This window comes from Arthrobacter echini (assembly GCF_004803505.1).
In the GTDB taxonomy this organism is placed as follows: Bacteria; Actinomycetota; Actinomycetes; order Actinomycetales; family Micrococcaceae; genus Arthrobacter_D; species Arthrobacter_D echini.
This window is the reverse complement of the sequence record NZ_SSWH01000025.1, coordinates 1-10,552: the sequence shown is the minus strand read 5'-3', so window position 1 is coordinate 10,552 and position 10,552 is coordinate 1. Positions and strand designations below refer to the sequence as shown.

Sequence of the window (10,552 nt, the reverse complement as noted above, 5' to 3'; positions counted from 1 at the left end):
GGTCGGGGTTCCAAACAAGAAGTGGGCAGATCTCATGGCCACCAACGGGCAGTGCTCCTGGCCGTCAGTGGGCACTTCCGTGGCCGCCTATGGGCAGTTTTTCATGGCCGCTAACACAGGAGCCGGAACATCGTGCTGGGGTCGTACGTGGTGATGAGCCATATAGGGTCTTGGGCTTTTCTTTCGATGACGTGGCATACCGGGCGTTGAGCGCAGATGCGGTCGCACACGCGGGATTGTGGGGCAGGATTCTTTTATGTCCGAGATAGTCATGTCCTTGAGGGACCCATTGAGAACAGCCGTTGGTACAGTGTCCTTCCGGTATCAGCTCACTCGTCAGTGGCGGCAGAGGGATGACCCGTCGCTGTTGACGGTGATCATGCTCAACCCGTCAATCGCTGATGCGCTCCAGGACGACCGCACTGTCCGGCGTTGCATCTCCCTTGCTGATGCAGCAGGCGCGGACGGTCTGCGGGTCGTTAACTTATTTGCCCTGCGGAGCACTGATCCTGAGGGTCTGAAGGCGGTGACCGACGCTGTGGGCCCCGAGAACGACGACTACATTCTGGACGCAACTCGGACGAGCACCACGATGGTGGCCGCGTGGGGAGCCCACGCCTTCGCGCGGGCCAGAGCGCAGCAGGTCTTCGAGGTTCTCCACCGCGAGGGAGTGAACCTGCAGTGCTGGGGCACAACGAAGGATGGTCATCCGCGCCACCCGCTCTACGTCCACAGCAGCACACCCCTTGTGTCGTGGAGTCCACCGGCGGCTTAGGCGCCGAGGCTGCGCTTTTGTGGAGCCGGCGAAGTAGGGCTCGATGTCGTCGATGGATGTGAAGTCGGCGTCGCTGAGCGCGTGAGACGGAACGATCAATCAGCGCCATGGGTGGGGGTCGGCTGTGGTGACAGATGCCGCCCGGGCGTGCCTGCGGCGTCAGGCGGCGGGGCGGCGGAGGAAAAGGGCGCGTCGCCAGCGTTCCCCATCGACGGCAACAGCATGACCCAATACCGCCTCCGTACCGGGCAAATTCGCCAGAACGTCCGCGGGCAGCAGGGCATCCTCGTTGATCATGAGACGACTCTAGAACGTAGAACCAGCGAAACCCCGGACATCGAGAAAAGTTGATATCCCAAGCCGATACTTTGATACTTGTTGACATGTTGAGGCTATATATGCATACTTGTTACACAGTTAACAAGTTATCAAGTAGGAGTCGTTATGTTGCAGATCAAGATCGCCGCCCGCCAGTCCGTGAAGCCTGCTGAGGATCCTATGGGTCGCACTGAGGTTGGGTACACGCCAAACATGTCGGAGAAGGACGCGTGGGAGGCCGGCCGTGGGTGTTGGGTGATGAAGGCCAGCCGGGCCATTGACGAGGACGAAGTGCAGATCGTCAATAGTGAAGGAACGATCCTGGCGGTGGCGACGATGAGGGGCTTGATCAAGCACGGAAACCGGCTCGAGATCATCGGGGACCTCCTTAAGGGGGATGGCAGGGTCGGTACTGTTGCCAACCATGTCTCGAAGTCGCAGAACCCTATCTCCTACGTGTAGGAACCGGAGGTCGGTCCCGCCTTCTCCATCGGAGTAGCCGGGATCGACCACTTCTGTTGGAACTCGGTGAACCTGGTGGCGAGACAGCCGGAATCCGGTTGTTGCTGCTTATCAGCAGGTATCACCTTCAGGGGAGCACCGTGCAAGCTTGCCAAAATGTCACGGAGCGCTGATCCAGCAGTCGCAGGGGCAACCAGAAGTGGGGGAGCAACACTGATGGTCAGATCGGGGGACACTGCCAGAAGGTTCGCGTCGTAGGCGGCGTGGTGGTTTTTACACAGTGCCATGCCGTTCCGGACCCAGGCGAGGCCGTCATCGTCCCGGTCAGGGATGATGTGCGCGGCCTCCAGCAGTTCCGGCACGTCCAGTCCGCAGACCGCGCACCGCCCCTGATAGGCATCCATCACGTCACGACTGAACAGGGGTTGGTGCAGGCGGCGCTTGACCACCCGGAAGGACCAGCGGCGTTCGTGCACTCGGAAATCAGGTGCTATCGGCGCTGACAGGGCTGTTTGCGCGGGGGTGTCGAACGCGTACGCCTGGCTTACATCGAGTTCAAGCATCGAGGCTTTTCGGCTGTACCGGTGGATGTAGACCGGGAAGATCGCCTGATATGTGATGTCAGCAGGATCCACTGTTTGGTCGGACGGGACGCGCGCGAGGACGACGATCGGGACGCGGGCTTCCAGCGCCTTCAGCACGCCCTCGTCAGGCTTCGCTGTCTTACCCTTCCCTGTCAGGTGATAGTGAGCGATGCCGTTCTCGGAGACTGAGCCGATGATCTGATCGACCGTGGTCGTGTCGGGCAGCATCATTGCCACTGGAATCTCGAAACCTGGCGGAACGATCGAAGTAGCCCGGGTGGGAATGAGAGGAACTGCTTCGCCGCGCAGGGTGAACTGCTCGAGCTCGTTCCGGGTGAAGAGGTAGTTGCCCCGGTCCGCGAGATCGGTGAGGAGTGCCTCGCGCTGCCGCGCAGCTGTCGAGCCCTCGGGCGGAGTGCCAGTGTAGGGGTCACCGCGCCAGGCGCGGAACGTTTCAAGAGCCGGGGCCGGCAGGACCGTTCGGGGGTCGTACGTGGTGATCAGCCACATGTAGCCCTGGGCTGTCAGAAGATCAGGAACCACAAGACCGTGCGTGTTCGCGACCACCATGAACGCCCTCAGGGACCCCAGGAACTGGCTGTACTTCTCGAAAGACTCACTCCCGGGCTCCGGTTCCGGCCACCGAACTATGGCCCAAAAGTCGCGGACGGCTCTGGGCCGATACGACGGGTGATCCTCGGGTCCGAGGGCCATCAACATCACCGACGCCACGGATGTCGCGACCCCCGTCGTGAAAGCACCCCCCCAGGCCATGGAGACGAGTGACAAAGGCATTGAACGAAACCCTCGACACGGTACCTGTCCAGAGAAGCTCCAGCAACGGCCCCAGGTGCTCGGGTTGCTGCCGGGCGACGGCGACAAGGTCATCCTTCACCCGCCAGTTCAACTGGTTGGAGTGCTTCAGCCCGGCGATAAGAGATTCCGTCCAAGCAGGGTCTCCTACGAGCAGTTGTTCGCGGGCCCTGGCGAGGTGCTCCGCGGTTGCGAGCTTGTAGCCGAGCTCTTCTTCCTCGAAGTTGAGCTCGCCCAGCATCCGGTTGATCCAGACCACTGATTCAGCAAACCGTTGTCCATGCGCTGGTCCTGACACTGCACAAGCGTAAGCGGCATGCGAAATGTCCGTGTTGGGATCAACTTCATGCCCGCTCGAGGGTGGTCCACTTGCCTTCCTCATATGCGGGATCAGAGAGCATTCCTCGCCCCGTCGTCAGAGCACGCTTTAGGCCGGATTGCGGGCACGTAAGCGCAGAATGTCCGGAGCGCCGATAAGCTTCTGCAATGCCGTGTGACATCTGATCGGCACTTACTTCACTAGGGGAATCATGAAGAAATCACTGATGCCGTTGGCCCTGTCCGTACTGCTGCTGGCGGGATGCTCCACCGGCACGAACTCGCCCGAAGCGCCGACCGTTGAACCCGCAGCACCCTCCACCTCTGAATCGGCCGCGCCGGCAACGACGGAAGCATCAGAAGCTCCGACTCCTGAGCCGAGCGAGGTAGCCACATCGGCTGCCCCCGAAGCGGCAAAATCGACGCGCGGGAACCTCATCAAGGAGATCGGTGAAGGCGCTGGTATCACCGACGAGGGCGAGCAGGTCGTTTCCTTCGTCGTGAACTCGATCGCCGTTGATGTCCCGTGCACCGGTAACTACCCCTCACCGGTAGAAAATGGACACATCCTGGTCCTCGACGTCTCCGTCGTCACCGATCCAGCTCTCGCGGAATCCATCAGTCCCACGTTCTATATGAACCCTTACGACTTCACAGAGATCGCACCGAACGGTACAACGTCGAACGCGGACCTCGGCACCATGGCGACCTACAGCTGCCTGCCGGACGCCGAAGTTCTGCCACAGGAAATAGGGCCCGGCGAAAATGTGACCGGGAAGCTCGTCCTCGATGTCACCAACCCCACAGGAACCCTCGTCTTTAAGTACGCAGGAAGCCCTTCGGGATGGGAATGGACCTACCCCAACCCCTAACCCGACCACCGCACGGCTCGATAAGGATTGACGAACCAATCGGAAGCCGTCGCGTCACGACAAACGCACGACTAGGTGTTCTGTGTCATGACGTTGGTGATGGTCTGGTGGAGGCGTGAGGCTGGGGGTTGGTCACCGATTGCAGTATGTGCTCGATGGTAGTTGTAGTGGATGTTCCAGATGGTGATGGCGTCGGCGCGCTGGGTTTCTGAGATCCATTCGCGGGCGTAGAGAAGCTCTTCGGCGAGGGTCCGGTTGTAGCGCTCCACCTTGCCGTTGTGCTTCGGGGTGTGGGGTCGGATGCGTTGGTGGCGGGCCGCGGTGGACACGATGGTCCGGGTGAAGTTCTTCGCCCGGTAGTTGGACCCGTTGTCGGTCACGACACGAGTGATGCGGTGGATGCCGTGGGCAGCGAAGAAGACCCTGGCACGAGACCAGAACCCGATCGTGGTCGCCGCGGTCTCGTTGGGCAGGGCCTCGGTGTAGGCCAGGCGGGAGAAGCCGTCCACGGCCGAGTGCAAGTACACGTACCCGGCCCGGCCGCCGGTCGTCTTCCCTTCGGTCCTGGCGGCGGTCCTGGCTGTGGTTTTGGCACGGTCGGCGGCTTTGGCGGCCGCGGAGCCGCGCCCGTGGGCCCGCCAGCCCCCACCATCGGGTATCCGTCCGACTTTCTTCACGTCCAGGTGGACCATGTGCCCGGCATACCGGGCCACGATCCTGGTGCTGGTCCGGTTACTGGCACCGGTCGGGTCGATGTCCCGCCGACGGGAGATCCCGAGCCTGCGCAACCAGCGGGCCACGGTCACCGGGGAGATCCGGTGACCGTCCCGGACGAGCTCGAGGTGGATCTGCCGTGCCGTCCATTTGTGCTCCCGACGCAGGACTTCGATCCGGTCCACCACCGTCTTGGGGGTCTGGGTGGGACTGGTGTGGGGTGCGCTGGGCCGGTCGACCAGCCCGGCCTCACCAAGTACCTGGTACCGGTGCACCCACTTCGTCACCGTCTGGCGTGCCACCCCTGCTTCCGCGGCGACGTGGGCGATCGGGCGGTGCTGGCAGCGCTCGACCAGGCGCAGTCTTCCAGCAGGGGTCAACGGGGCATTAGCGTGGGTCATGAGGGGTAGGTCCTTCGTGCGAATGGCTTGTAGAGGTACTTCCATCCTGCAACCAGGGACCTACCCCTTTCTCACGCTTACACCCCTCGGCGTGTCAACAACGTCATGACCCACAACAGCTAGAAACCGCGGAAAGACCGCCCCGTAAGACGATCCTCCACCGCGATCGTGCGTCTCCCGTCTTAATGCTTCAGCCGCGCCGAACTGGCTGCTGTAACTCGGTCACCCAGTCGGACTGATCCTCTGAAACCGCTCGGACGTATAGCTCCCGGCACGGGCCTGAGTGGACAAGCCCTCGGGCGATGATCTCAGCGTGGAGCGTGACTATGGCAGCTTTGTTCGTACCCACCAGGGCAATCTAAGCGGGACCCACTTCGGTCTTTCGGGGGTGTCGCGGGCAGTCTAAGCCGTACCCACCTTCACCGTTGTGGCAATGCTTCTTTGGTTGCTCAAGGTGGAGGTTCGAATGGAGTCTCGGGTGGACGTTTTTGCGCGGATACGGCGTGATGCGCGCGTGGAAGGCCTATCGATCAGGGAGCTGGCCAGGCGTCATGGTGTCGGCCGACCAATCGTCCGGCAGGCGCTGAAACAGGCAGAACCACCAGAGCGTAAACCCCGGGTACGCGCAGCGCCCCGGCTGGAAGCATTCAAGACCGCGATCGATGGGATGCTCTGGGAGGACCTCGAGGCTCCTCGTAAGCAGCGACATACCGCCAGGCGTATCTTCGCTCGCCTCGCTGGCGAGCACGGCGCGAAGGAGTTGTCCTATTCGACGGTCCGTGACTACGTCCGCAAACGTCGCCCTGAGATCGACGCGGAGGTAGGCCGGATCCCAGAGGTCTTCGTCCCGCAGGAACACGCACCGGGCGCGGAAGCAGAAGTCGACTTCGGTGAGGTCTGGGTGGTGTTGGCCGGGGTGAAGACCAAGTGCCACATGTTCACCTTCCGCCTGTCGAACTCCGGCAAAGCGATCCACCGGGTCTATCCGACCCAAGCCCAGGAAGCGTTCCTCGAAGGCCACATCGACGCGTTCGAGGACATCGGCGGCATTCCAACCCGACACATCCGCTACGACAACCTCACCGACGCGGTCGTGAAAGTCATCTACGGCACCGGCAGGCAACGGACCGAGAACCAGCGATGGGTGTTGTTCCGGTCCCACTACGGGTTCGACGCTTTCTACTGCCAGCCAGGGATCAAGGGCGCTCACGAGAAAGGCGGCGTCGAGGGCGAGGTGGGCCGGTTCCGCCGGACCCATCTGTCCCCGATGCCCGTCGTCGACTCTTTGGCCGAGCTCAACGACCAGATCAGGCAGTGGGACATCGAGGACGAGGACCGCCGGGTCGGTAACCGTCTTCGCACCGTGGCCCAGGACTTCGCCGTGGAGCGGTCCTTGCTCGCCCCGATTACTGCTGAACGGTTCGAACCGGGCCTGATACTGACGCCGAGGGTGAACCGCTCAAGCCTGATCCGGGTGCGGATGGCCTCCTACTCCGTTCCGGCCCGGGTCATCGGGCGCCCGGTGCGGGTGTTCCTCCGCGCCTCCGAGGTCGTGGTCTTCGAAGGCCGCACCGAGATCGCCAGGCACCCTAGGGTCGTGACCCAGCACGGCCAGAGCGTGAACCTGGATCATTACCTCGAGGTCCTCCACCACAAACCCGGCGCCCTGCCAGGGTCGACCGCACTGGCCCAGGCGCGAGCATCCGGGGTCTTCACCTCCGCCCACGAAGCGTTCTGGGCCGCGGCGCGTAAAACCGACGGGGATGCTGGCGGAACCCGGGCCCTGATCGATGTTCTTCTCCTGCATCGGTCGATGGCAGCCGAGGACGTCATCGCGGGTATCACCGCTGCCCTGACCGTCGGAGCGGTCACCGCTGATGTCGTCGCCGTCGAAGCCCGCCGGCACCAAACCCTTCACGAGTCGATATCTGAGTCGCTGGGTGGGTCCGGTTTGGGCCGTCATCGTGGTGAACAAGCTCGTGGTCCCGAGCGACGGGTTGTCAGTCTTACTCAGCGCCGTCTCGCTGACCCGGCCGCTGTCATCGCCGGCCTGCCCGCCGACAGGCGTCCCTTGCCGTCGGTTGCCGCCTATGACCAGCTCCTACGCCTGCCTGACCGGACAGAACCCGCAACCCCTAACACCATGAGAACCACGATCAGTGACGCAGCCCAGAAGGGATCAGCATCATGACCACCACGACCAGCATCACCACGACCCTGCGACGACGACGAGGGCTCACTGCGGAAGCAGCCACCGCAGCGATCGATCAGGCCTGCCGCAGACTCCGCCTTCCCACGATCCGCGCTGTCGTGGATGAAGCCACGACCACAGCGCAGAAGGAGCAGATGTCCTATCAAGGGTTCCTCGCCGAACTGCTGCTAGCCGAGTGCGACGACCGCGACCGGCGTTCATCGGTCCGACGCGTCAAAGCTGCAGGCTTCCCACGGGACAAGTGGCTCGGGGACTTCGACTTCGACGCGAACCCGAACATCAACCCGGCCACCATCAACACCCTGGCCACCGGGGACTGGGTCCGCCGCGGGCAACCCTTGTGTCTCATCGGGGACTCCGGCACCGGCAAAAGCCACCTCCTCATCGGCCTCGGTACCGCCGCCGCGGAGAAAGGCTTCCGGGTCAAATACACCCTGGCCACACGCCTGGTGAACGAACTCGTCGAAGCCGCCGACGAGAAGAACCTCGCCCGCACCATCGCCCGCTACGGAAGAGTCGACCTGCTCATGATCGATGAGCTCGGCTACATGGAACTCGACCGCCGCGGCGCCGAACTCCTCTTCCAAGTCCTCACCGAACGAGAAGAGAACAACTCGATCGCGATCGCGTCCAACGAGTCCTTCTCCGGCTGGACGAAAACCTTCACCGACCCACGCCTCTGCGCCGCGATCGTAGACCGGCTGACGTTCAACGGCACCATCATCGAAACCGGCACCGACTCCTACCGCCTCGCCCACACCCGCGCCCAACACGCCACCTGACCAATCGAGAGACAGCTACTCGATCTCTTCGAAGTGAGTCCCCCGAAGCTCCACCTGAGTATCAACGCGCTCGAGAACCTGCACGGCTCCGCGACCGGCGACCCCTGGTGTCATGGGACCTTTACATCAAGAGACCTATTTCCTAGGCTGGTGTTAAGGGACCTTTACACCAACCTGGAGGAAGAACATGAAGAACTACCTCATATTCGCCGGCGTGGGCATCCTCGCCCTCATCGGCACATCAGCATGGGGGGCAGCCGCCCCGGACGACCAGAGAATCTGGCCAACACTTGCCTCTGGGCTGGTGGTGTTCTCCGGAGGCATGGGGTCTTACCTGCTTCGCCGGAGACGTGAACGACGAACGCTCAGCGCAGAAGCCGACAGCTTCGAGCGGCAGGTAGCCAATGACACAGCCGCGAAAGGCTTCGTTGACGCACTCGTTCTAGCCGTCGCACTCCTAGCGGGAATCGCGGTCTTCGAACTACAACACCTATCCCTGATACTCATCACCGGATACCTGACGATCCTCCTCGCCAGCTACTACATCAGATACACCCTGAAACTGCGCTCTCACCTCTGACGATGCGCAACAGACTCATAGACCTTCGCCTCGAGGCAGGACTCTCCCAAGCCGACCTCGGATCACTGCTGCACGTCTCACGCCAAACGATCATCGCCATCGAGAAGGGGAAATACGACCCAGCACTCCCGCTGGCCTTCCGCATCGCGAAGCACTTCAACCTACTCATCGAGGACGTTTTCTTCCCCGAGGACTAACCCACTCAAGCACCAACCTCAAACACCTGTCATCACTCCGAAGTGGGTACCGCTTAGACCGTCCCCGCGGGTCCCGCTTACGTTGACATAGTCAAGGAGGAGCGGCGCACGGTGATCCAGAACAATAAGAAGTGGGACGCGAGCACCGAGGTCCGGCAGGCATGGCTGACGAGCCTGCTGGGGAGGAAGACCCCACCGAAGGGCTGGGCGCACTTCACGGCCACGACCCTGGCGAACCACGGCAACAGCGTCGCCCGGGCGACGGCGCAGAAGCACGAACTCGCCGCCGGCCTCGCAGGCGTCACCGACCCCGACTACCGGGCGTACCGGGCACTGGTCGAAAAGCCGACCACGAACCCCGACAAGGCTGTCCTGGCGATGATGCTCGCCGCGCACGAGGCGGACCTCAGCCGCGAATCATGGCGGCACCCCGGCCCCCAGGCCGCGTACTACCTCTTCCAGCTCGAAGAATGGGGGTACACCCTCAGCGAGGTCGAGTCCCTCATCACGGATCACGCGATGAAGGACACCAACGGCACCAAGGACACGGAGGGGGCCGAGTCGGCAGGGTAGGGGAGTGGAACGGGTAGGGGAGTGAGGCGGGGCGGCAGGGGCGCGCATCGCGCAGCGGTCCTGCCACCCCCAAGCGGGTTCTGCCCACTGTCAAAACAGAAGAGCCACCCGACCCCAGTAAGCACCCCAAGGCGGCCCGACGCTTCTTCCAGTGTCACCACCGAAGAACACCTTTCACACCCGTGCGTCACACAACGCAGACTCCCCTTGGGAGATGCAGTGCAGATAACGCTTTCAACAGTGCAGACAAGGCTCCCGCCCAAATAGGGAGCCTCAATAGATTTCCTTGTCACGAGGGAGAACCGGAGACGGGATCATGTGGTGTGGTCCCGTCTCCACCCCGCCCAGGAACCAGCCCAGAATGCGACCAACAGCGTGGTAGCCGGTAGCCAAGAATGCGGCTGCTGCCTGTTGTGCTGGACCTAGTGAGCTCGGTTCTAGTGTGCTTGGTTTTAGTGCGCTTGGTTGTAGGCGTCGATGATGGACTGGGTGATGCGTCCCCGGGAGCTGGGTTTGTGTCCGTTGTCCTGCGCCCACTGGCGGATCTTCTGCGTCTCTTCACGCTTGGATCTGCTCGTGGACGTAGACGGTGAGCCGGACCCCGCCTGGCTGCGCCGGCCTGTCTTCGCCTTCCGGCCCTTGGCAACATATTCAGACAGGGTCGAGCGGAGCTTCTCGGCGTTCTCTGCCGTCACGTCGATTTCGTAGTCGGTGCCGTCGATACCGAAGCGAACAGTTTCCTGCGCTTCCTCGCCATTCAGATCATCGATCAGATTGATCTGTACTCGTTGCGCCATGTGTTGTGCTCCTCAAATTTTTGATTGATAGGTAACCGGCTCATCGTAATTGAGAGTGCAGGTGGGGTCTGAAGCCGCCTGATTCGAGGAGTGATCTAGCGATGTAGTTGGTGAGGTTCCTGAAGCCCAGGGCTGAGCCGCGAAGGTGTTCGAG

The 10,552-nt window shown here is 62.3% G+C and carries 13 protein-coding genes; 8 read left to right on the top strand and 5 right to left on the bottom strand.

What is annotated here, in order from left to right:
- Positions 1-256: 256 nt before the first annotated feature.
- The gene (locus E8P82_RS14820) at positions 257-775 is read left to right on the top strand and encodes a DUF1643 domain-containing protein (RefSeq protein WP_136455821.1); all 519 of its coding nucleotides are present in this window, start codon (positions 257-259) and stop codon (positions 773-775) included.
- Positions 776-934: 159 nt separating this feature from the next.
- On the opposite strand, the gene E8P82_RS15115 is transcribed toward E8P82_RS14820, so the two are convergent.
- On the bottom strand, positions 935-1,072 hold the full coding sequence (locus E8P82_RS15115) for a hypothetical protein (RefSeq protein WP_168796595.1): 138 nt from the start codon (positions 1,070-1,072) through the stop codon (positions 935-937).
- A gap of 147 nt (positions 1,073-1,219) precedes the next feature.
- Here E8P82_RS15115 and E8P82_RS14815 point away from each other — a divergent pair, with 147 nt between their 5' ends.
- Positions 1,220-1,555 carry a hypothetical protein gene (locus E8P82_RS14815; RefSeq protein ID WP_136455820.1) on the top strand — a complete coding sequence of 112 codons (336 nt, stop codon included), beginning with the start codon at positions 1,220-1,222 and terminating at the stop codon, positions 1,553-1,555.
- On the opposite strand, the gene E8P82_RS14810 is transcribed toward E8P82_RS14815, so the two are convergent.
- Positions 1,546-2,709 carry an HNH endonuclease gene (locus E8P82_RS14810; RefSeq protein WP_211096894.1) on the bottom strand — a complete coding sequence of 388 codons (1,164 nt, stop codon included), beginning with the start codon at positions 2,707-2,709 and terminating at the stop codon, positions 1,546-1,548. The two genes, E8P82_RS14815 and E8P82_RS14810, sit on opposite strands and share 10 nt — an antisense overlap.
- Before the next feature lie 46 nt (positions 2,710-2,755).
- The gene (locus E8P82_RS14805) at positions 2,756-3,211 is read right to left on the bottom strand and encodes a hypothetical protein (protein ID WP_136455819.1); all 456 of its coding nucleotides are present in this window, start codon (positions 3,209-3,211) and stop codon (positions 2,756-2,758) included.
- A gap of 271 nt (positions 3,212-3,482) precedes the next feature.
- On the opposite strand from E8P82_RS14805, the gene E8P82_RS14800 reads away from it, so the two are divergent.
- Positions 3,483-4,142, top strand: a complete 660-nt coding sequence (locus E8P82_RS14800; protein WP_136455818.1) for an RAD23 family protein — start codon at positions 3,483-3,485, stop codon at positions 4,140-4,142.
- Between the two features lie 71 nt (positions 4,143-4,213).
- On the opposite strand, the gene E8P82_RS14795 is transcribed toward E8P82_RS14800, so the two are convergent.
- Positions 4,214-5,257, bottom strand: coding sequence for an IS481 family transposase (locus tag E8P82_RS14795; protein WP_136455817.1), 1,044 nt, complete (start codon positions 5,255-5,257; stop codon positions 4,214-4,216).
- 466 nt (positions 5,258-5,723) lie between these two features.
- Here E8P82_RS14795 and istA point away from each other — a divergent pair, with 466 nt between their 5' ends.
- From istA to E8P82_RS14765, 5 genes are all read left to right on the top strand, one after another.
- Positions 5,724-7,448, top strand: a complete 1,725-nt coding sequence (istA, locus tag E8P82_RS14785; RefSeq protein WP_136455816.1) for an IS21 family transposase — start codon at positions 5,724-5,726, stop codon at positions 7,446-7,448.
- Positions 7,445-8,251, top strand: a complete 807-nt coding sequence (istB, locus tag E8P82_RS14780) for an IS21-like element helper ATPase IstB (RefSeq protein ID WP_136455815.1) — start codon at positions 7,445-7,447, stop codon at positions 8,249-8,251. Before istA ends, istB begins: the two co-directional genes overlap by 4 nt.
- A gap of 187 nt (positions 8,252-8,438) precedes the next feature.
- A complete protein-coding gene (locus tag E8P82_RS14775) occupies positions 8,439-8,831 on the top strand; it encodes a hypothetical protein (RefSeq protein WP_136455814.1) in 393 nt (130 codons plus the stop codon).
- 2 nt (positions 8,832-8,833) lie between these two features.
- A complete protein-coding gene (locus tag E8P82_RS14770) occupies positions 8,834-9,028 on the top strand; it encodes a helix-turn-helix transcriptional regulator (RefSeq protein WP_136455813.1) in 195 nt (64 codons plus the stop codon).
- A 111-nt stretch (positions 9,029-9,139) separates the two neighbouring features.
- Positions 9,140-9,601 (top strand): hypothetical protein, encoded by a 462-nt coding sequence (locus E8P82_RS14765; protein ID WP_136455812.1) that lies wholly within the window; start codon positions 9,140-9,142, stop codon positions 9,599-9,601.
- A 452-nt stretch (positions 9,602-10,053) separates the two neighbouring features.
- On the opposite strand, the gene E8P82_RS14760 is transcribed toward E8P82_RS14765, so the two are convergent.
- Complete coding sequence (locus tag E8P82_RS14760) at positions 10,054-10,398, bottom strand: histone-like nucleoid-structuring protein Lsr2 (RefSeq protein WP_136455811.1); 345 nt, start codon at positions 10,396-10,398, stop codon at positions 10,054-10,056.
- Positions 10,399-10,552: the final 154 nt, after the last annotated feature.

What these genes read in the sequence shown, in the direction of transcription:
- E8P82_RS14820 (WP_136455821.1), top strand. Translation starts at nt 257, where the DNA reads ATGTCCGAGATAGTCATGTCCTTGAGGGACCCATTGAGAACAGCCGTT.
- E8P82_RS15115 (WP_168796595.1), bottom strand. Translation starts at nt 1,072, where the DNA reads ATGATCAACGAGGATGCCCTGCTGCCCGCGGACGTTCTGGCGAATTTG.
- E8P82_RS14815 (WP_136455820.1), top strand. Translation starts at nt 1,220, where the DNA reads ATGTTGCAGATCAAGATCGCCGCCCGCCAGTCCGTGAAGCCTGCTGAG.
- E8P82_RS14810 (WP_211096894.1), bottom strand. Translation starts at nt 2,709, where the DNA reads ATGGTGGTCGCGAACACGCACGGTCTTGTGGTTCCTGATCTTCTGACA.
- E8P82_RS14800 (WP_136455818.1), top strand. Translation starts at nt 3,483, where the DNA reads ATGAAGAAATCACTGATGCCGTTGGCCCTGTCCGTACTGCTGCTGGCG.
- E8P82_RS14795 (WP_136455817.1), bottom strand. Translation starts at nt 5,257, where the DNA reads ATGACCCACGCTAATGCCCCGTTGACCCCTGCTGGAAGACTGCGCCTG.
- istA (WP_136455816.1), top strand. Translation starts at nt 5,724, where the DNA reads ATGGAGTCTCGGGTGGACGTTTTTGCGCGGATACGGCGTGATGCGCGC.
- istB (WP_136455815.1), top strand. Translation starts at nt 7,445, where the DNA reads ATGACCACCACGACCAGCATCACCACGACCCTGCGACGACGACGAGGG.
- E8P82_RS14775 (WP_136455814.1), top strand. Translation starts at nt 8,439, where the DNA reads ATGAAGAACTACCTCATATTCGCCGGCGTGGGCATCCTCGCCCTCATC.
- E8P82_RS14770 (WP_136455813.1), top strand. Translation starts at nt 8,834, where the DNA reads ATGCGCAACAGACTCATAGACCTTCGCCTCGAGGCAGGACTCTCCCAA.
- E8P82_RS14760 (WP_136455811.1), bottom strand. Translation starts at nt 10,398, where the DNA reads ATGGCGCAACGAGTACAGATCAATCTGATCGATGATCTGAATGGCGAG.